Origin of the sequence: Martelella lutilitoris, from assembly GCF_005924265.1 — a bacterium.
Classification (GTDB): Bacteria; Pseudomonadota; Alphaproteobacteria; order Rhizobiales; family Rhizobiaceae; genus Martelella; species Martelella lutilitoris.
This window is the reverse complement of sequence record NZ_VCLB01000003.1, coordinates 181,096-201,127: the sequence shown is the minus strand read 5'-3', so window position 1 is coordinate 201,127 and position 20,032 is coordinate 181,096. Positions and strand designations below refer to the sequence as shown.

Here is a 20,032-nt window from a genome sequence, read left to right as displayed (position 1 = left end):
CGGGGCGGGCCGGAAGCCGGTCACGCAGCCGTGCGTGTCAAGCTTCGCTGTCTTGCTGAAGCCTTGCCATATGGCGCACGCGCTCCTCGCGCAGAAGGTTGCGGTAGCGCCCGAGGCTGCCTTTCAGGTGCTCGCGCATCGCATCGCGCGCGCCCTGTTCGTCGCCGTTGGAAATGGCGAAGATGATCCGTTCGTGTTCCTTGATCAACAGGTTGCGATAGGCGACCTCGCCGCCGTCATCGGTTTCTATCACCTGGCCTGTCTGGGGAATGATCGCCTTGCCCTGCATTTCCAGGAAGGTGGCGAAAAGCGGATTATTGGTGGCCTTGGCAATGGCGAGGTGCAGTCCGATATCCGCCTCGCTCCACGCCTTGCCGTCATTGCGTCCGGCAATGCCGGCGGCATGCTGCTCGAAGATCTCTTCTTCCTGCGCCGGCGAACGCCTGAGGGCGGCAAGGCCAGCAGCCTCGATCTCCAATGGCGTTCGTGCCTCGAGAATCTCCAGCGATGTATAAATCCGATCCGAATCGACCATCGGATTGGTGCGCCTGAAGGCGAATGAGATCGGGTCGAGAACGAAGACGCCGGCGCCCTGGCGCGGTTCGACAAGGCCATCGGAGCGCAACGCGGCGACAGCCTCGCGCACCACGGTGCGCGAAACACCGTGCTCCTGCGTCAGCTGGGCCTCGCTCGGCAGTTTCTCGCCGGGCATGAACACGCCGTCCAGAATGGATTTCCGCAAGGCTTCACTGACCTTGTGGACCAGGGTGCCGTTACGGGCGGCGGTTTGCGTTGCCAAGTTTCATCCCCCTGTGTGATCGGACCGTTCAGGTCGAGCCGGACGCGAAACGTCTCCTCGCCCAAAATTGTATGATAAGTTGGCAGAAAATGCAATACAACATTGTCTTCACCCGAGATGAGTGGTCACGCCGGGGTTTCCCGCCCCCAGACCTCGATCTGGGTCAGCGCCGGGAAGGGGGAGGGGTCGTCGGCCTTGATCAGCCGCTCGAGCCGCACCCATTCCGTTTCGCGTTCGGGGAAGGCGAAGCGCTGGCCGGCGCCGGTTTTTTCAAGCGGCACATCGATGGAGTGGCCGTCGCTGAAGGTGACGCGGGCCGAGGTCCACCAGGCGTCATGCGGGAAATCGGCGCGGGTATAGAGCACGACCGATTGGGCGATGACCTTGCGGCCAAAATCGACCGTCATCGTCGCTTCCGGGTCGCAATTGATGCCCCAGCTTGTATAGGGCCAGAAGCCGTGGTCGTCGCTGGCGATCTCGCCGTCGATGGCATTGCGCGCGGCAAAGGCGGCCTCACCACGCGTCTCGACGCTGGCGGAGGCATGCGGGTAGGCGGCGCGGTTTCCCCCGTGATCTGCCGGGTTGAGGGCCAGGTTGCGAATGCCGGAAAGCGCGTCCGCGCCGGTCGCATGCGCCGCAATCCTGTGGTTGCCGCCCGAGAAGGCCGTCGGCGCGTAGATGGTTTTCGCGTCGCCGAAGGGGACGGGAAAGCTGAAGCTCCCTTCCTTCAGCAGCATGATCGCCGGCGCGAGTGCGTTGTCGATTGCAAGCGTCACGAAGCGTCCGAGGCTGTCGGTTTCGACGGTGATGCGGTCGCCGGCTTCGTAAATCTCCCTGAAAAACAGTGAAACGGCCTCGGTTCCGGTCTTGCGGGCGCGCACCTTGCCGGCCTTGTCCAGAACGGAAAGCGTGATCTCCATGGGTGTCTCCCGTCAGTTGATGAGAAGCCTGAGCGTCTTGCCGCCCAGGGGGATTTGTATGCGATAGAGCGTGTCGGGCCAGGCGGCTCTCAGGCGCTGATCGGTGATGGCGATCGCCTCGACTTCAGGCATGCCGCCGCCTTCGACGGCGATCTCTCCGAGACCGGCGAGGGTGATCCGTCTCTCGGTGACCTCGGGTTTGGTCGCGACCATCAGCGAGAGTATGGCGGGCCTTTCGGCGTCGCATATGTCCGTGATGTCGATGCCCCGTCCCTTGGTGAAGGTCACCGTGCGACGGTAGCTTTTGACGCCCGCCTCCCTCGGATAGGCCCCGGCCAGTTCCATGGAGATGCGAGCGGCATCGGTATCGAGCGTGACAGCGACGTCACGTGCAGCAAAGGCTTCTCCGTCCTGCTGCATCACCCCGCCGAAGCTCGGCAGGTTGTGATAGGCCGACTGCATGGTCCAGATTTCATAGCGCCGGGGGGAGAAGGTCCTGGCGGTATAGGTCTCCACGCCGACATCGATGAGGAAGGGCTTTTCGTCCTTGTAGAGGGTGAAGCTACCGGTGTCGTTGTGATTGTGGCTGTCGCCGTTGTCGCCGGCCTTTACCGCAAGCGCATAGCAATCATCACGCGCCACCATCAGCCCGATGCTCGGGAAGAAGCAGTCTTCGGGCGTCGGGCGCGGCGCCTGATGCGCCGCCAGTTCCGAGGCGGTCATGGCGCCCTGCAGGCGGTAGAACAGGTTGATCTCTTCCGGGGCGTCGGGTTCGGGCGAAGTCTTCCAGTCGGCGGCGGCGAAATCGGCAAGCATGGTCGAACCGACGGCCTTGCCGAAGAGATATTCGCGCGCGCCGCAAAAGCCTGCCCGCGCGGACGAATCGGCGAAATTGAAATAGCGGTCGCCGCCGACATGCATGGACGCGATGAACTCCGCCATGTTGCGGATCTTCTGTTCGCGAAAGAGCGGGGCAAAGGCGTCGGGCGCGACCGTAGCAAGGATATTGAGGGCGTTGAACAGGCAGAGCCCGGCATGGCGATAGTAGAGCACGCCCTCCTCGCAGGCGCCGTCATCACCGTAATCCTTGAGGAAGAAATCGAGGCTTGCGGCAGCTTTCTGGACAACGCTCAGGCGCGTTTGATGATCGAAGGGACGGGAGAAGGCGGCCAGCAACACATTCTGCGTGCACCAGGCCGTCCAGTTGTTCATCGGTTCGTCGCCCCGCCCCATCCACCAGAAATGCTCTTCCAGATAGGGGCGGATGACGCGGCGGCTGATCTCGCAGTCAAGCCGGGCCACGATCATCGGCGTCACCGCGTTCAATTCCGCTTCGAACAGGGGCGCAAGCACGGCAAGCTCGGCGCCGGTTTCCGCCGCGAACAGGTCGACGACCGGGCGGCGCGGATCGGGTAGCGGCAATACCTTGGCATCGCGGATATAGACATTGTGGGCCGGCAACTGCCAGCCGCTTTCCTCGGCGATCAGCAGCGCGCCGTCGATGATCCGGTCGAGATAACGCCCGTCGCCGGCAATGCATTCGCCGAGCGCCAGTGCGTTCAGCATGCGCCGGCGCTGCATGTAGGGCGTCTCGTAGCCGATGCGGTCGCCATTGCGGGAAAAGGCGAGATAGCCGCTCGCGGAAAGCGCCGGCCACGCGGCGGGACAGTTTTCGGCGGCCTCGGTCAGCCGGGCGGCGTATTCCTCCGGCAGGGATGACCATTTGTCGCGGTCGGCGGCAGGCCAGCCCGGCGAGAAAGGCTCGAAGGCATCCGGCAGGGCCTCAAGGCGCTCGCGAAACATTCCGTCCTCCCGTATCCGGCCGGACCCGTTTGCGGACGGGCGACGGCGCGGCATGAACTTGTTCTTTTTCCGTGCCTGTCCTCTGGCCGCGAGGCCCTCTGTCAACGGAGGGAGGCATGGGTTTCGCTATGCTCTAGCACATATGTCGGATAAGTTTTAGTCAGAAAAATACATTTTTGGCTACTTGTATTATATCTTTTCCGACGATAGGATGAGCCAAAATCACGGATGCCCGCCATGGCGTCTGTAAAAGGCTTTCCCGGTCTGTCGCTTGCGGCGGGCCGCAGGATGGGAGGATCACGTGGCTGCCACCGGCTTAGGATTAGCGACCGGGGAGAAGAGGAAGAAACGCCGTGTGCTGACAAAGCGTCAGCAGAAGCGGCGGGCAAACCTCGTCGCCTTCTCCTTCATTGCGCCGAACTTCCTCGGTTTTGCCGTCTTTACCCTCGGCCCGATCATCTTCGCCTTCGCCCTTGCTTTCATGCACTGGGACGGCTCCAATCCGATCGAGTTCGCCGGACTTGCCAATTTCTTCGAGCTTTTCCGCGACAGGGCCTTTCAGGCTGCCTTCTGGAACACGATCATCTACACGGTGTTTTCCGTGCCGCTGACCATGGCCTGCTCGCTCGGCCTGGCTATGCTCTTGAACAAGAAGATCTTCGGGCGCGATTTCTTCCGCGCGGCGATGTTCTTTCCCTATGTCGCCTCGCTGGTGGCCGCAGCCGTCGTCTGGAACATGCTGTTCAACCCGGAAATGGGTCCGGTCAACATGATCCTCTACACGATGGGCGTTGATCCGAAGAACCTGCCCGGCTGGGCCGCCGACAAGGACTGGGCGATGGTCACCATCATCCTGTTCGGCATCTGGAAGCAGGCCGGCTATTTCATGGTGATCTATCTGGCCGGCCTTCAGGGCGTGAACCGCGAACTCTACGAGGCGGCCGATCTGGATGGCGCCAATGCGTGGCAGAAGTTCTGGAACGTGACGCTGCCGCAACTGGCGCCGACCACCTTCTTCGTCTCGGTGATGCTGACGATCAACTCCTTCAAGGTGTTCGACCAGGTCTACATGATCACGCAGGGCGGACCCGGAACCTCGACGCTGGTGCTGGTCTATCACATCTACAACGAGGCCTTCATCTCCTGGGATCTCGGCTATTCGAGCATGGTCGCCCTTGTCCTCTTCGTCCTGGTTCTGGCTGTCACGCTGATCCAGTTCCGTTATTCGCGCAGTCTTGATTAAGGGAGAGGGTCAGATGCAAATTTTCGGTCGCAAGATCAAGCTGTCCACGATCGCCCTCTACGCGCTGATCATCGTCATCACCATCATCATGCTGCTGCCGTTCGCGTGGATGCTCTCGGCGTCGCTGAAGTTCAACCGCGAGGTGTTCGAATTCCCGATCCACTGGATCCCGGAAAATCCGCGCTGGGAAAACTACGTGCAGATCTGGACCAAGATTCCGCTCGGTCTCTTCGTCTTCAATACGGCGAAGATCACGATCATGGTGACGCTGCTGCAGCTCTTCACCTCGTCCTTTGCAGCCTATGCCTTCGCCAAGCTGAAATTCCCCTATCGCGACGTGCTGTTCCTCGGCTACATCGCCACCATCGCCATGCCCTGGCAGGTCTACATGGTGCCGCAGTTCATCCTGATGCGGGAATTCGGGCTTTATAACACCCACTGGGCGCTGATCGCGCTTCAGGCCTTCACCGCCTTCGGCGTGTTCCTGATGAAGCAGTTCTACATGTCGATCCCGGACGAGCTCTGCGAGGCCGCCCGCGTTGACGGCATGAACGAGTACCAGATCTGGTGGAAGATCATGCTGCCCTTGTCTAAGCCGGCGCTGTCGACGCTGACGATCTTCACCTTCGTCTTCGCCTGGAACGACTTCCTCGGCCCGATGATCTACCTGACCAAGACCGACCTGAAGACCATCCAGATCGGCCTTCGCATGTTCATCTCGCAATATTCGGCGGAATACGGCCTGATCATGGCCGCCTCGGTTGTTGCCATCATTCCCGTCCTCGCCGTCTTCCTGGCGCTGCAGCGCTTCTTCGTCGAAGGCGTCGCCAATGCCGGGATCAAGGGGTAGACCATGACCATATATCAGAAAGACTTCGCCGTTCAGCCGATTTCCGAGGCCGAGATTGCCGACGCGATCGCCGTGGCCGTCGCGCAGGTGCGCCGCAATCTGCCGGCCTTCACCTATCGCCAGCAGAACCATTCGAGCGTCGACAATTTCTATCCGGCGATCGACAACGACCAGTGGACCTGCGGCTTCTGGCCGGGCGAGATCTGGCTCGCCTATGAGCTTTCCGGCGACAAGGTGTTTCGGCACGCCGCACAGATCCAGGTGCAGAGTTTTCTGCACCGAATCGAAAACAAAATAGAAGTCGACCATCATGATATGGGCTTCCTCTATTCGCCGACCTGCGTCGCCGCCTGGAAACTGGTGGGCGACGAGGACGGGCGAAAGGCCGCGATCCTTGCCGCCGATCAGTTGATCGCGCGTTTTCACGAAGTCGGCGGCTTCATCCAGGCCTGGGGTGAAATGGGGGCGCGGGAGAATTATCGCTACATCATCGACTGCCTGTTGAACCTGCCGCTGCTCTATTGGGCAAGCCGCGAGACAGGCGACGAGAAGTACCGCGACATCGCCCGCATTCACGCGGCGACCACGTTGGCCAATTCCTTCCGCGAGGACGGCTCGACCTACCACACCTTCTTCATGGATCCGGAAACCGGCGGCCCGGTGAAGGGCGTCACCGTGCAGGGCTACCGCGATGACAGCGACTGGGCGCGCGGCCAAGCCTGGTCGGTCTACGGTCTCGCGCTCTCCTATCGCTACGACCCGAAGCCGGAATATGCAGCGATGTTCAAGAAGGCGCTCGATTTCTTTATGACGCGGCTTCCCGCCGACATGGTGCCTTATTGGGACATGATCTTTTCCGACGGCGATGACGAGCCGCGCGACAGTTCGTCCGCTTCGATCGTCGCCTGCGGCCTGCTCGAAATGGCCGATATCGTCGGCGGCGACGAGGCCGGCGAATACCGCGATATCGCCCGGCGTTTCGTGAAAAGCCTTGCTGACAAATACGCGGTGAAGGATCCGGCGGTTTCCAACGGGCTCGTGCTCCACGGCACCTATTCGAAGAAGACCCCCTACAACACCTGCACGCCGGAAGGCGTCGACGAGTGCGTGTCCTGGGGCGATTATTATTATCTCGAGGCGTTGACGCGGCTTTCGCGCAACTGGTCCTCCTACTGGTAACGCCCGCGGCGGCTTTGAGAGGATAGGATTATGTCCGGTATCTCGCTGAGAAAATTGAGAAAAACATACGGCGCGCTGACGGTCGTTCACGACATCGATCTGGAAATCGCCGACAAGGAATTCATCATTCTGGTGGGCCCCTCCGGCTGCGGCAAGTCGACGACGCTGCGCATGATCGCGGGGCTGGAAGAGGTTTCGGCGGGCGAGCTCTATATCGGCGACGAACTCGTCAACGACGTGCCGTCGAAGGAACGCGATATCGCCATGGTGTTCCAGAACTATGCGCTCTATCCGCATATGACGGTCTACAAGAACATGGCCTTCGGCCTGCAGCTGAGAAAGGCGCCGGAAGCCGAGATCGAACAGAAGGTCCGCGAAACGGCCAAGATCCTCGATATCGAACATCTTCTAAACCGCAAGCCGAAGGCGCTTTCCGGCGGCCAGCGCCAGCGCGTGGCGCTCGGCCGCGCCATGGTGCGCAATCCGGAGGTGTTCCTCCTCGACGAGCCGCTGTCGAACCTCGATGCCAAGCTGCGTGGTTCGATGCGCACGGCGATCACCAAGCTGCACCGCCAGCTCGACAGCACCTTCATTTATGTGACCCACGACCAGGTTGAGGCCATGACCATGGCCGACCGGATCGTGGTCATGAAGGATGGCCATATCCAGCAGGTCGACACGCCGCAGATGCTTTACGACAATCCGGTCAACATGTTCGTCGCCGGCTTCATCGGCGCGCCGCAGATGAACATGATGACGGTGACCGTCGAGCGCGACGGCGACAACTGGGTCGGCCGGTTCCACGAAACGGCCTTCCCGCTGATCGTTGGCGACAAGGCGGACAGGTTGGCACCCTATGAGGGCAAGGAAATCATACTCGGGCTTCGGCCGGAGAATTTCCACGAATCCCAGCCTTATGACATCGCGCCGGAACTGACCTGCCCGTTTACCGCGCTGGTCGATCTGGCCGAGCCGATGGGCGCCGAGATCCATCTCAACATGACGGCCCATGGACACGACATGATCGCGCGCGTTTCCCCACGCTGCACGGCAAAGGACGGCGAGACCATCGATCTGATTGCCGATCTCGTCAATCCGCATCTCTTCGACAAGGAAACGGAGCAATCCATCCTCTTTTAGCAATTCGGATTTGAGGGGCGCGGGAGGCGTTCTGACATGAACTGGCTGACCAACTGGATGATGCGTGAAGGGCCGGGCATTCCCAAGAATGCGCCGAAGAAGAAGGGGCTTGCCCTCTTCGCCTTCATTCTCGTCCGCGAGGCCTGGGACCTGTTCAAGCTCAATATCCTGATGCTGGTCTGCTCCATTCCCGTGGTCACGGCGCCTGCGGCACTCGCCGCCGGCATGAACATCGCCAATGTGATGATCGAGGACGAAAACGTCTGGCTCTGGCGGGACTTCCGCCGCGCCTTTGCCCGCCATTTCCTGCAGGCAACGGCATGGGGGCTCGCCGCGGCGCTCGTCCTCGGCCTTGCCGGCTATGCGGTCTATATCTATGGCCAGCTTGCCCGCCACGCGCTCGTCTATGTGCTGCCGACGGCGATCGGCGTCTGCGTCATCGCCTTTGTCGCGATCGTGGCCGTCTGCCTGTTTTCGGCGATGACGCGGTTCGAGCTTTCCGGCGCGCGGCTGCTGCAGACGGCGCTTCTCGCGGCGATCGCGCGGCCGCTGCCGGTGCTTGCCGGGATCGCCTTCGTCGCCGCGCTTTGGCTCGTCCATATCATCTTTTATCCGGTCACCGTGTTCACCCCGGTGGTCTTCAACTTTTCCCTTGGCGCGCTCGCACTGGCATTTGGGGCGCACAAGGCAACCGGTTTCGCGTTTTCCCGCATATTGGGGGTGGATAGTCCGGACGCGCAAACCATGGCAACGGCGCAAAAGCGCGTCTAAACGGAGGAGTGACTATGAAGAACCTGCTCAAACTGACCCTTCTGGCAACAGTCGGCCTGATGCCGCTCGCAGCCCAGGCACAGGACAAGACGACCATCAACTGGGCGCTCTGGGACTGGGATGCAACGGCCTACTACCAGCCGATCATCGACGCCTTCGAGGCCAAGTATCCCGACATCACGGTCGAACATACCGATCTCGGCTCGGCCGATTTTTCCACCATGCTGATGACCCAGCTTTCCGGCGGCGGCTCCGATCTCGACGTTGTTCAGGTCAAGGACATTCCGGGCTATGCCAATCTGGTCAAGGCCAATCTCCTGGCCCCGCTCAATGAAGACATCGCCGAAAACGGCATCGACACAAAAGCCTATGGCGGTCTGATCGAGGCCCTGACGGTCGATGGCAATGTCTATGCCCTGCCGTTCCGTTCCGATGTCTGGATCCTCTACTACAACAAGGACATCTTCGACGAGGCCGGCGTGGAGTACCCGACCAATGACATGACCTGGGACGCGTTTGCCGACAAGGCCCGTGCCCTGACGTCCGGCTTCGGTGCCAACAAGAAATATGGTGGCCTGTTTCACACCTGGCGTTCCACGGTGCAGCTTCCCTGCATCATGGATGGCGAACATACGCTCGATGGCGGTTCTTACGAATTCCTGCAGTCCTGCTATGAGCGCGTTCTCAGCCTTCAGGAAGACGGCGCCGTGCCGTCCTACGCCCAGTTGAAGACTTCCGGTACGCATTATTCCGGTCCGTTCTACAACGGCACGATCGGCATGCTGCCGATGGGCAGCTGGTTCATCGGCACCCAGATCCAGAAGGTCGATTCGGGTGAGTCTCTGGCCACCAACTGGGGCATTGCCCGCTATCCGCACATGGAAGGCGTTGAGGCCGGCACGACGGCTGCCACGGTGACCTCGATCGGTGTTGCCGCCAATTCCGAACACAAGGATGCCGCCATGAAGTTCGCCAACTTCATCGCCGGTCCCGAAGGCGCCAAGGTGATCGCCGAAACCGGCACCTTCCCGGCGCTGATGACGGATGAGGTGCTCGCCACGATCACCTCCAAGGAAGGCTTCCCGACGGACGAGACCAGCAAGGGCGCGTTGAAGACGGTCCAGAGCTATCTCGAAATGCCGGTCAACCTGAAGGCTGCCGATATCGAGGTTGTGCTTAACCGAGCTCACGACAACATCATGACCGACAACATCTCGGTCGAGGATGGCCTGAAGAACATGGATGAAGGCGTTCAGCAGATCCTGAACAACTAAGTCCCGAGCACCGAGAGCGCGTCCCGGCAAAGCCGTCGGGGCGCGCTTTCATGCCAGACTTGCTTTTTTTTGGTTTTCCGCCCGGAAAAAGCCAGTCTTCTTGACAAGTCTGGTTGACGCCAAACCGCATTCAGCATCACATGCGCCCGTCTTATTTTCAGGGAGGGAAAATGTCCGACACCGTTTTTCTGCGCGAGGCCTTCGCCGAGCGTTTCGACGGAACCCCTCAGCTTTTCCGCGCGCCGGGACGTGTCAACCTGATCGGCGAGCATACCGATTACAATGACGGTTTCGTCATGCCGGCCGCGCTCGAATTCGAGGCGCAGGCGGCAGCCGCCGCGCGCGACGATCGCATCGTCCGCATCCATTCCCTCAACAACGGCAAGAGCGCCGAAATCGATCTCGACTCGGAGGCGAACGCGCCGCGCGGCGACTGGACGGACTATGCCTTCGGCGTCGCCGTCATGATCGAAAAGGCCGGCACGACGCTCAAGGGCGCCGATATTCTGGTGTCATCGAGCGTGCCCGTCGGCTCCGGCCTGTCCTCTTCCGCCGCGCTTGAAGTTGTCGTCGGCTATGCGCTGCTTTCGCTTTCCGGCCATGAAGTCGATACGGTCGCGCTCGCCAAACTCTGCCAGAAGGCGGAGAACGAGTATGTCGGCATGCGCTGCGGCATCATGGACCAGTTCATTTCCAGCAACGGCGTTCACGATCACGCGCTGATGATCGACTGCCGCACGCTTGAGCGCACACCGGTGCCGATCGACCCCAGAGCGCGTATCGTTGTGGCCAACTCCATGGTGCACCATGCGCTGGCCGATGGCGAATACAACAAGCGCCGCAATTCCTGCGAGGAGGGCGTGCGCCTGCTTCAGCCTGCACTTGGCGAGATCACGGCGCTGCGCGATGTGAGCTTCGATGCGCTGGAAGAAAACCGCGACTTCCTGCCGGAGCTGACCTATCGCCGCTGCCGCCATATCGTCACCGAAAACGAACGCGTTCTGGCCGCTGCCGATGTGCTGGAGCGCGGCGATCTGGAGGCTTTCGGGCAGTTGATGAACGCCTCGCATGCCTCGATGCGCGATGATTACGAGATTTCCTGCGCCGAGGTCGACACGCTGGTTGAGATCGCCCAGTCGCAGCCAGGCGTTTTCGGCGCGCGCATGACCGGCGGCGGCTTCGGCGGCTGCGTGGTCAGCCTGGTTGCCGCCGAGGCGGTCGATGACTTTGTCGAAAGTGTGCGTGCGGCCTATTCCGAGGCCACCGGCCATACCTCCGACATCTTTGCCTGCGCACCGCAGGATGGCGCCGGTCCCCTTGTCGGATGAATGAGAGGCCGGATGAATGAGAGGAGTTGAACCGATGAATGCGTTTTCCGATCACCCGCATCGCCGCTACAATCCGCTTTCCGGCGAATGGGTTCTGGTCTCGCCGCATCGCTCCAAGCGCCCGTGGCAGGGCCAGGTCGAGGATGCGGTGACCGAAGAGATGCCGGCCCATGATCCCGAGTGCTATCTTTGCCCGGGCAATACCCGAGTGAACGGCGAAACCAACCCGGACTACACGGGCACTTTCGTCTTCGACAATGATTTCGCCGCGCTGACGGAGCACGCGCCAAAAGAACGTTTCGAAGAGGGGCTTCTGCTCGCCGAGGGTGAATGCGGCATCTGTCGCGTCATCTGCTTCTCGCCGCGTCACGACCTGACGCTGGCTCGCATGGCGGTCGCCGATATCGCCAGGGTGGTCGATGCCTGGGTGGCACAATATGAGGAGCTCGGCGTCCACCCTGATATCAATCACGTCCAGATCTTCGAGAATCGCGGTGCGATGATGGGCTGCTCCAATCCCCATCCGCACGGCCAGATCTGGGCAAGCCGCAGCCTGCCGAATGAAGCGGCGAAGGAAACGGAAAACCAGCGCGCCTATTACGAGAAGCATGGAAAGCCGCTTCTGATGGCCTATCTCGAGCAGGAACTGGCGCTCGGGGAGCGCATCCTGTTCGAAAACGAGGGCTTCGTGGTGTTGGTGCCCTATTGGGCGGTCTGGCCGTTCGAGACCATGGTTCTGCCGAAGCGCCATATCCGCTCCATGGAGGAGATGACGGAGAAGGAACGCGACGAGCTCGCCGAGGCGCTGTCGAAGGTCACTGTGCGCTACGACAATCTGTTCAAGACGTCCTTTCCCTATTCCATGGGCTTCCACCAGCGCCCGACCGACGGCGATGATCATGATGAATGGGTGCTGCATGCCCATTTCCTGCCGCCGCTCTTGCGTTCGGCCACGGTGAAGAAATTCATGGTCGGCTTCGAACTGCTCGGCTCGCCGCAGCGCGACCTGACGCCGGAGCAGGCGGCCGACCGGCTGCGCGCGCTTCCCGAGATCCACTATCTCGCAGACTGATTGGCCGGAGAGCCAGGATATTGAAACCGGCGGCTGTTGCCGCCGGCCACGACGCGTGAAGACCCAGAAAGATAGAAAATGCCACTGAAGCCGCATATCGATTGGCTTTCCGATCCTGAAATCTTCGCGGTCAACCGCCTTGATCCCGTTTCCGATCACATCGCCTGGCCGTCCGCCGAGGTTGCGGCGAAGGGCGAAGAAAACCCGTTTCGCCAGAGCCTTTCCGGCCGCTGGGCGTTCAGGCTGGCAAGGTGCGTCGCCGACCGACCGGCCGGCTTCCACGCGCGCGACTTTGACTGTTCGGGCTGGGAAAGCATTGACGTACCCGGCTACATGCAGCTTCAAGGCTTCGGCGAGAACCAGTATGTGAACACCCAATATCCCTGGGACGGGATCGAGGCGCTGCGTCCGCCGCAAGTGCCGGAGGCCAATCTGGTCGGCTCCTATCTGCGGGATTTCACCTTCGAAAAACGCGCCGGAACCGGCCGGGTGGTCCTCACTTTCGACGGGGTCGAGACCGCCTTCTTCGCCTGGCTCAACGGAGCGTTCCTCGGCTACAGCGAAGACAGTTTCACGCCCGCGCGCTTCGACATTACCGACCTTCTGGAGGAGGGTGAAAACCGGCTGGCGGTGCAGGTGTTCCAGCGCTCCTCGGCCAGCTGGATCGAGGACCAGGATTTTTGGCGCCTGACCGGCATTTTCCGCGATGTCTGGCTGGAACAGCAGCCCGGTCTCCATCTGGAAGACCTTTTCGTCACCACCGATCTCGCCGAGGATTTTTCTGCGGCGAAACTCAGGCTGCGGCTGAAGCTTGCCGTTCAGGGAGAAGGCGCTTCGATCGAGGTGGCGCTTTCCGGCAGGAATGGCGAAGCGGTTGTCGCGCCGCGTCGTTTCGATGCCGCGCCGGAAATGGACCTTGTCTTCGACATTGCCGCGCCGCATCTCTGGAGCGCGGAAGCGCCGAACCTCTATGATCTCTCGATCACATTGATCGGTGCAGATGGCCAGACCGTCGAATTTGTTCCCGAGCGCGTCGGCTTCCGCCGCTTCGAGATCATCGACCGCGTCATGCATCTGAACGGCAAGCGCATCGTCTTCAACGGCGTCAACCGGCACGAATTCAACCCGGTGCGGGGCCGGGCGGTGACCTATGACGACATGCTCTTCGACGTTCGCTTCTTCAAGCGTAACAATATCAATGCCGTGCGCACCAGCCATTACCCCAACCAGTCGGCCTTCTACCGGCTGTGTGACGAATACGGGCTTTACGTTATCGACGAGGCCAATCTGGAGAGCCACGGCTCGTGGCAGAAGGACGGCGCTGTCGAACCAAGCTGGGTGGTGCCCGGCGACCGGGCGGAGTGGCGCGCGGCCGTCATCGACCGCGCCCGTTCCATGCTGGAGCGCGACAAGAACCATGCCTCGATCCTGATCTGGTCCTGCGGCAATGAAAGCTTCGGCGGCAGCGTCATTTTTGACATGTCGAACTGGTTTCGCGACCGCGATCCCTCGCGGCTCGTGCACTATGAAGGCATTTTCCACGACCGGCGTTTCGACGGCACATCGGACATGGAAAGCCGCATGTATGCGAGGCCGCAGGATGTCGAGGCCTGGCTGAAGGATGATCCGCAAAAGCCGTTCATTCTCTGCGAATACACCCACGCCATGGGCAATTCCTGCGGCGGCATGCATCTCTATACCGATCTCGTCGACCGCTATCCGCAGTATCAGGGCGGCTTCATCTGGGACTATATCGACCAGGCGCTGGCGCTCGGCGACGGCGTGAGCGATCGCCGGCTCGGCCTTGGCGGCGATTTCGATGACCGGCCCTCCGACTATACGTTCTGCACCGATGGTATCGTCACGGCATGGCGGCAGGAGACGCCGAAAGTGCAGGAGGTGCGGGCGCTTTACCAGCCCTTCGACATTACGCCCAAGCGCGATGCGATCACCATCCGCAACAGGAACCTGTTCGTTTCCTCCGCCACTCTTCTGCTCAAGATCCGGCTGCTGAAGGATGGCGTCGCGGTTTTCTCAACGGCTCTGGATCAGGAGATTGCAGCCGGCGAAACGGCCACGCTGCCGCTCGAACTGCCCGGTGACCTGGCTGCGGGCGAATATGCCCTGCAGGCTTCGCTTTGCCTGAGGCAGAAGAATGCATGGGCCGATGCCGGCCATGAAATAGCCTTCGGCGAGCATGTCTTCACCGTCGAAGGCGCGCCGGTCATGCCCGAACCGGTGTCGCTGGAACTGGTTCGCGGCGATCTTCATCTTGGCGTCGAGACGCCGGGTTATTTTGCGCTGTTTTCAGACGTCTTCGGCGGCATGACGTCGCTGAAGGCCGGCGGCATCGAATTCATGCATCGCCCGCCGCGCCTCACTTTCTGGCGTGCGATGACCGACAATGATCGCGGCCGCAATCACGGCTTTGACCATGCCATCTGGCAAATGGCGAACCTCCATGCGAAACGCGGGCCTGTCGATTTTGATATGAATGGCGACGAGCCGGTGGTGCGGTATCGCTTTCCGCTTCCGGGTGTCCCGGTCGTACCCGAAGTAGCGTACCGGGTCGGGCGCGATGGCTTGATTCATGTGAAAGCCGATTTCCCCGGCGGCGAGGGATTGCCGGACCTGCCGATCTTTGGCCTCCAGTTCACGCTTCCGCCGGCCTTCGATCGCTTTCGCTACTACGGGCTCGGGCCGGAGGAAAATTATACCGACCGGTGCCGCGGCGCCCGCCTCGGCATTTTCGAGCGCTCGGTCATCGGCAATCTGTCGCCCTATTCCGTGCCGCAGGAATGCGGAAACCGGATGGGCACGCGCTTTGCCGAGGTGACGGACGACAAGGGCAGGGGCCTGCGGTTTGTCGCCGAAGGCGCGCCGTTCGAGTTCAATGCGCTGCCCTATGGCACGATGGAGCTTGAAACAGCCGAGCGGCCGGAGCATCTGCCGCCGGTGACCAAGACGGTGGTGACGATTGCGGCGCGGCAAATGGGCGTTGGCGGGGATGACAGTTGGGGGGCGCCGGTGCACGAACCCTATCGCATCGCTTCCCATCAGCCGCTTTCTCTTGCATTCTCTGTCGCGCCGATCGGCTGACAGGGCGAGGATGATTTGAGGGCACCCATGGGTGCTGACAAGGAGATTGATGAAATGGCAATACTCGTAACAGGCGGCGCCGGCTATGTCGGAAGCCACATGGCCCATGCGCTTGTCGATCGCGGCGAAGATGTCGTGGTCATCGATGATCTTTCGACCGGCCACCGTGAACTGATCCCGGAAAAGGCCAAGCTGGTCGAAGGCGATATCGCCGACAAGAAGCTGGTCTCCAAGCTGATCGCCGATGAGAGGATCAACGCCATTGCCCATTTCGCCGGCTCCATCGTGGTTTCCGATTCAGTGTCCGATCCGCTGACCTACTACGAAAACAACACGGTCAAGTCGCGGGCGCTGATCGAGACGGCGGTCGCCTCCTCGATCGAGGCCTTCCTGTTTTCCTCGACGGCTGCCGTCTACGGCGAACCCGGCGTCGATTTGTTGGATGAGGAGCAAAACCTGCAGCCGGTCTCGCCCTATGGCTGGTCGAAGCTGATGACCGAGGTGATGCTGCGTGACAGTGCTGCCGCCTATGGCCTGAAATATGCAGCGCTCCGCTATTTCAACGTCGCAGGCGCCGATCCTGAAGGCCGCACCGGCGAGACCCGCGAACATGCCACCCACCTGATCGAGATTGCCGCCCAGGCCGCGACCGGACGGCGCAACCGCATGCAGATCTTCGGAACGGACTATCCGACGCCGGACGGCACCTGCCTCAGGGACTATATCCACGTTACCGACCTGATCGATGCCCATGTGAAGGCGCTGATGCATCTTCTGAATGGCGGCGAGAATTTCGTCGCCAATTGCGGCTATGGTCACGGTTTTTCGGTTCTTCAGGTGGTCGATGCGATCAAACGGGTCTCCGGCGTCGATTTCCGCGTCGACATGGCCGAGCGCCGCCCGGGCGATCCGCCCGCACTGGTCGCCGATTCCGCCCGCGTGCGCGAAATCCTCGGCTGGGAGCCGAAATATGATGATCTCGAAACCATCGTGCGTCATGCGCTCGCCTGGGAAGACCAGCTCGTGAAGGGACGGGTGAAGCTTTAGGATCCGGCTATGCGCCGGACCTCAGTGTCCGGCGTCGGCGGGGTTCGGAGAGACCTTCAGGGCGCCAGGCTTGCGTAACAGGAGAACCAGCGGCATCAGCGCGAAGGTCACGATCATCATCAGCTTGAAATCGTCGAGATAGGCGATCATCGCAGCCTGCAGGCTGATCTCCGAATTGACCAGGAAGACAAGGATCTGATGGCCGAAGCCTGTCTTCTCCGCGATGTCGGCAAGGCGGGGCCCGTCCTCGACGAGTTTCGCCGTCATCTCCGTGCGGTTGGTGGCGATGTTCCAGGCCAGCACCGTGGAAAGCAGCGAGATGCCGACGCTGGAGCCGATATTGCGCACCAGGTTGAAGACGCCGGCGGCTTCCGCGCGAAAGCGCGATTCGAGCGTCGCATAGGCGAGCGTCGACAGCGGCACGAAGACCAGGCCGAGGCCGAAACCCTGGATCACGCCGGTCATGATGATCGGCTGCTCGCCCATATCGACGGAAAAGCCCGTCATCATGTGCATCGACCAGGCGGTGAGCGCGAGGCCGAGGAGGATGGCGATGCGGCTGTCGATCCGGTTTGAAAGCCGGCCATAGATCATCATCGCAATCATCGTACCGAAGCCGCGCGGGGCCATGATCAGGCCGGAGCGGCTGGCGGTATAGCCGAGCACGTCCTGCAGCATCGCCGGCAGGAGCGCCGATCCGCCAAGCACCATGGCGCCGACAAGTGCGCTTAGGGCAAGCGCCGTCAGAAGGTTTTTGTCCTTCAGCACATGAAGCGAGATGAACGGGTCGCGGGCGTTGCGGATATGGATGCCGAACACCCAGAGGCCGGAGATGAACAGGCCGGTCTCGATCCAGATTTCCGTCGACTGGAACCAATCCTCCGCCTGACCGCGGTCAAGCACCATCTGAAGCGCGCCGATGGCGATCGCCAGCATGGCAAAGCCGAAAAAGTCGAACCGGCGGACCTTTGGCGGCGTCTTGGGCAGGAACAGAAGCATGCCGGCGATGGCGAGAATGCCGACCGGCAAGTTGACGTAGAAGACATAGCGCCAGCCCCAGTTTTCCGTCAGCCAGCCGCCGAGCGTCGGGCCAATGATCGGGCCGAGCATGACGCCCATGCCCCAGATGGCCATGGCCTGGCCGTGGCGTTCGCGCGGGTTGATGTCGAGCAACACGGTTTGCGACAGTGGCACGAGGCAGGCGCCGAAGAGGCCCTGCAACACGCGGAAGGCGACCATCTCGTTCAGGCTGGAGGCCATGCCGCAGGCCATGGAGGCAACGACGAAACCCGCCGCCGAGACGATGAAAATCTGCCTCAGGCCGAAACGGTCGGAGAGCCAGCCGGTGACCGGGGTGATGATCGCCGAGGCGACGATATAGGAGGTCAGGACCCAGGTGATCTGGTCCTGGCTGGCGCCAAGCGAGCCGCGCATGGAAGGCAGCGCCACATTGGCAATCGTGGTGTCCAGCACCTGCATGATGGTCGCCAGCATGATGGAGATCGACAACAACCCCTTGTAGGGAATGTTGAGCATATCCACCGGTTCGGCGGTGGCCTCACTCATTTTTCTCACCGTCTGCGGCGATGGCCGTCTGTCCAAAGCCGATGGCGGCCAGCCCGTTTGAAACGATGCGCGGCAGGCCGCGGGCGTGTCCGGTGTCAACGCCGACGGTCGCGCTCATGCCGATGCGCAGCGGCGGCGTCCGGTCGTTGATAGCGAGCGCGATGCGCACGGGCACGCGCTGGACGACCTTGACCCAGTTGCCGCTGGCATTCTGCGCCGGGATCAACGAGAAGGCCGAGCCGGTGCCCGCGCCAATGCTTTCGACCGTGCCCTTGATGGGCGCGTCGGGATAGGCGTCGATCGTGATTGCGACCGGCTGTCCGGCCCGCATATGGGCAAGGTCGGTTTCCTTGAAATTCGCCTCGATCACCGTCGATCCGGTTTCGACGAGGGTGAGCACGCTGGACGCGGTGGAGACATACTGGCCCGGCCTCAGCGAGGTCGTCTGGGTGACGATCCCATCGGCGGGTGCGGTGACTTTTGTTCGCTTGAGGTTGATTTCCGCTGCCGAAAGGCGGGCAAGAGCCGCCATCACATCCGGGTGCCTGTCGGTTTCGATGTCGGGATCGCCGCCAAGCGCAGCCTTGGCGCTGGCGACATCCTGCCGGGCGCTGACAACGGCGCCCTCGGCGGTCTTCAGCGTCAGGTCGGCTTCATCAAGCGCGGTCTGGCTGACGGCGCCCTGGTCGAGAAGCGTCTTCTGGCGGGTCTCGCGCGTGCGTGCGATCTCGAGCGCCTCTCTTGCGGTATCAAGCTGGGCCTCGGCCTTCAGATAGTCGGATTTCAGCTTTTCCACGCCAAGCCTTGCCGAGGCGACGGCTGCCTTCGCCTGGTCGACGGCATTCACATAGGTCGTGTCATCGATGGCAAAGAGTAGGCTGCCCCTGGCAATCCGGTCGTTCTCGTCGGCGCCGACCGCAGTGATTTCGCCGCTGACCTGCGGCACGATCCGGACCTGATCCTGGCTGATATAGGCGTTTTCGGTGGAAACAACCCGGCCTCCGGTGACATAGACATAGCCGCCGACGGCGGCAAGCAGCACTGGCAGGGAGGCCATCAGCGCAAACCGGCCCGGCCGGCGGCGCGTCGGGGGAACAATGGTGACATCATTTTCGGCGATCACCGGGGACGGCTCGACCGAAACATCCTGATCGGTTGAACGACTCATGGTTTTTTCCTGATAATAAGAGCCGTCGCGGCGGCTGAGAATTGTGTTCCCGCTGAAATGTCTCTTGGGCGACATTGTCAATTAGGATACATTGATGTATCTAATGTATCAAACGCACCCTGTCAACAGGATCCACGCGTGTTTCTTATAGAGGTGAAGATGACAGGTCCCAAGTCCGAACGCAGGCGTGGCGAGGCGCTGGAAACAGCGATCCTCGAGGCGGCCTTCGATATGCTGGTGGAGGCCGGCTATGGGGGAATGACCATGGAGGCCGTTGCCAAGCGCGCCGGCACCAGCCGTCCTGTTCTCTACCGGCGCTGGCCCAATGCGGCGGAGCTGACGGTCGCGGCGATGCGCCATCACCTCGCCGCCCATCCGCTGGAAATCCCGGATACCGGCAATCTGCGCGATGACGTGATGGGTCTGCTTCGCCATATCGTCGAAAGGCGCACGCGGCTCGGCGCGCTGATCTCGGTGGAGCTCAGCGATTTCTTTCGCGAGACAAATTCAAGTCCGGCCAAGCTGAAAACTCAGATCGTCTCGCGCGAACAGCACGTCATGGAAGTGTTGCTCAGCCGGGCGATCGCGCGCGGCGAGATCGAGGACCGGGCCTTTCGCCCACGCGTCATCTCGCTGCCGGTCGATCTTCTGCGCAATGAGATGATGATGACGCTTGAACCCGCCAGTGAGCGGGCGGTCTCAGAGATCGTGGACGAGATTTTCCTGCCGCTGGTCGGGTATCGGGGAGAGCGGTGAGGATGCGACTGGCGACG

The 20,032-nt window shown here is 61.5% G+C and carries 16 protein-coding genes; 11 read left to right on the top strand and 5 right to left on the bottom strand.

Annotated elements, in window-relative coordinates:
• Positions 1-37: 37 nt before the first annotated feature.
• The 3 genes from FF124_RS06010 to FF124_RS06000 form a co-directional block, all read right to left on the bottom strand.
• A complete protein-coding gene (locus FF124_RS06010; protein ID WP_246072212.1) occupies positions 38-799 on the bottom strand; it encodes a FadR/GntR family transcriptional regulator in 762 nt (253 codons plus the stop codon).
• A gap of 125 nt (positions 800-924) precedes the next feature.
• Positions 925-1,719: a DUF7402 domain-containing protein gene (locus tag FF124_RS06005; RefSeq protein ID WP_138747584.1), complete on the bottom strand. Its 795-nt coding sequence runs from the start codon at positions 1,717-1,719 to the stop codon at positions 925-927.
• A 12-nt stretch (positions 1,720-1,731) separates the two neighbouring features.
• Entirely contained in the window at positions 1,732-3,522 is a 1,791-nt protein-coding gene (locus tag FF124_RS06000) for a heparinase II/III domain-containing protein (protein WP_138747583.1), read from the bottom strand.
• A 301-nt stretch (positions 3,523-3,823) separates the two neighbouring features.
• On the opposite strand from FF124_RS06000, the gene FF124_RS05995 reads away from it, so the two are divergent.
• The 10 genes from FF124_RS05995 (at position 3,824) to galE (ending at position 16,525) form a co-directional block, all read left to right on the top strand.
• Positions 3,824-4,765, top strand: a complete 942-nt coding sequence (locus tag FF124_RS05995) for a carbohydrate ABC transporter permease (protein ID WP_138747582.1) — start codon at positions 3,824-3,826, stop codon at positions 4,763-4,765.
• Between the two features lie 13 nt (positions 4,766-4,778).
• Positions 4,779-5,615: a carbohydrate ABC transporter permease gene (locus FF124_RS05990; RefSeq protein WP_138747581.1), complete on the top strand. Its 837-nt coding sequence runs from the start codon at positions 4,779-4,781 to the stop codon at positions 5,613-5,615.
• 3 nt (positions 5,616-5,618) lie between these two features.
• Entirely contained in the window at positions 5,619-6,794 is a 1,176-nt protein-coding gene (locus FF124_RS05985) for a glycoside hydrolase family 88 protein (RefSeq protein WP_138747580.1), read from the top strand.
• Positions 6,795-6,824: 30 nt separating this feature from the next.
• Complete coding sequence (locus FF124_RS05980; RefSeq protein WP_138747579.1) at positions 6,825-7,934, top strand: ABC transporter ATP-binding protein; 1,110 nt, start codon at positions 6,825-6,827, stop codon at positions 7,932-7,934.
• A 36-nt stretch (positions 7,935-7,970) separates the two neighbouring features.
• The gene (locus FF124_RS05975) at positions 7,971-8,705 is read left to right on the top strand and encodes a DUF624 domain-containing protein (RefSeq protein ID WP_138747578.1); all 735 of its coding nucleotides are present in this window, start codon (positions 7,971-7,973) and stop codon (positions 8,703-8,705) included.
• A gap of 14 nt (positions 8,706-8,719) precedes the next feature.
• On the top strand, positions 8,720-9,979 hold the full coding sequence (locus tag FF124_RS05970; RefSeq protein WP_138747577.1) for an ABC transporter substrate-binding protein: 1,260 nt from the start codon (positions 8,720-8,722) through the stop codon (positions 9,977-9,979).
• A 170-nt stretch (positions 9,980-10,149) separates the two neighbouring features.
• Positions 10,150-11,307, top strand: coding sequence for a galactokinase (locus FF124_RS05965; RefSeq protein WP_138747576.1), 1,158 nt, complete (start codon positions 10,150-10,152; stop codon positions 11,305-11,307).
• Between the two features lie 16 nt (positions 11,308-11,323).
• Complete coding sequence (locus tag FF124_RS05960) at positions 11,324-12,379, top strand: UDP-glucose--hexose-1-phosphate uridylyltransferase (RefSeq protein ID WP_246072211.1); 1,056 nt, start codon at positions 11,324-11,326, stop codon at positions 12,377-12,379.
• A 78-nt stretch (positions 12,380-12,457) separates the two neighbouring features.
• Positions 12,458-15,478, top strand: a complete 3,021-nt coding sequence (lacZ, locus tag FF124_RS05955; protein ID WP_138747575.1) for a beta-galactosidase, LacZ type — start codon at positions 12,458-12,460, stop codon at positions 15,476-15,478.
• A 54-nt stretch (positions 15,479-15,532) separates the two neighbouring features.
• Positions 15,533-16,525, top strand: coding sequence for a UDP-glucose 4-epimerase GalE (gene galE, locus FF124_RS05950; RefSeq protein WP_138747574.1), 993 nt, complete (start codon positions 15,533-15,535; stop codon positions 16,523-16,525).
• A gap of 21 nt (positions 16,526-16,546) precedes the next feature.
• On the opposite strand, the gene FF124_RS05945 is transcribed toward galE, so the two are convergent.
• Positions 16,547-18,091, bottom strand: a complete 1,545-nt coding sequence (locus FF124_RS05945; RefSeq protein WP_138747573.1) for a DHA2 family efflux MFS transporter permease subunit — start codon at positions 18,089-18,091, stop codon at positions 16,547-16,549.
• The gene (locus tag FF124_RS05940) at positions 18,084-19,259 is read right to left on the bottom strand and encodes an HlyD family secretion protein (protein WP_187326830.1); all 1,176 of its coding nucleotides are present in this window, start codon (positions 19,257-19,259) and stop codon (positions 18,084-18,086) included. Before FF124_RS05940 ends, FF124_RS05945 begins: the two co-directional genes overlap by 8 nt.
• Positions 19,260-19,418: 159 nt before the next feature.
• Between FF124_RS05940 and FF124_RS05935 the strand changes: the two genes are divergently transcribed.
• Positions 19,419-20,015 carry a TetR/AcrR family transcriptional regulator gene (locus tag FF124_RS05935; RefSeq protein WP_138747571.1) on the top strand — a complete coding sequence of 199 codons (597 nt, stop codon included), beginning with the start codon at positions 19,419-19,421 and terminating at the stop codon, positions 20,013-20,015.
• The last annotated feature ends 17 nt before the right edge of the window (positions 20,016-20,032 follow it).

Coding starts and splice junctions, on each gene's coding strand:
- FF124_RS06005 (WP_138747584.1), bottom strand. CDS start 1,719: ATGGAGATCACGCTTTCCGTTCTGGACAAGGCCGGCAAGGTGCGCGCC.
- FF124_RS06000 (WP_138747583.1), bottom strand. CDS start 3,522: ATGTTTCGCGAGCGCCTTGAGGCCCTGCCGGATGCCTTCGAGCCTTTC.
- FF124_RS05990 (WP_138747581.1), top strand. CDS start 4,779: ATGCAAATTTTCGGTCGCAAGATCAAGCTGTCCACGATCGCCCTCTAC.
- FF124_RS05985 (WP_138747580.1), top strand. CDS start 5,619: ATGACCATATATCAGAAAGACTTCGCCGTTCAGCCGATTTCCGAGGCC.
- FF124_RS05980 (WP_138747579.1), top strand. CDS start 6,825: ATGTCCGGTATCTCGCTGAGAAAATTGAGAAAAACATACGGCGCGCTG.
- FF124_RS05975 (WP_138747578.1), top strand. CDS start 7,971: ATGAACTGGCTGACCAACTGGATGATGCGTGAAGGGCCGGGCATTCCC.
- FF124_RS05970 (WP_138747577.1), top strand. CDS start 8,720: ATGAAGAACCTGCTCAAACTGACCCTTCTGGCAACAGTCGGCCTGATG.
- FF124_RS05965 (WP_138747576.1), top strand. CDS start 10,150: ATGTCCGACACCGTTTTTCTGCGCGAGGCCTTCGCCGAGCGTTTCGAC.
- FF124_RS05960 (WP_246072211.1), top strand. CDS start 11,324: ATGAGAGGAGTTGAACCGATGAATGCGTTTTCCGATCACCCGCATCGC.
- lacZ (WP_138747575.1), top strand. CDS start 12,458: ATGCCACTGAAGCCGCATATCGATTGGCTTTCCGATCCTGAAATCTTC.
- galE (WP_138747574.1), top strand. CDS start 15,533: ATGGCAATACTCGTAACAGGCGGCGCCGGCTATGTCGGAAGCCACATG.
- FF124_RS05945 (WP_138747573.1), bottom strand. CDS start 18,091: ATGAGTGAGGCCACCGCCGAACCGGTGGATATGCTCAACATTCCCTAC.
- FF124_RS05940 (WP_187326830.1), bottom strand. CDS start 19,259: ATGAGTCGTTCAACCGATCAGGATGTTTCGGTCGAGCCGTCCCCGGTG.
- FF124_RS05935 (WP_138747571.1), top strand. CDS start 19,419: ATGACAGGTCCCAAGTCCGAACGCAGGCGTGGCGAGGCGCTGGAAACA.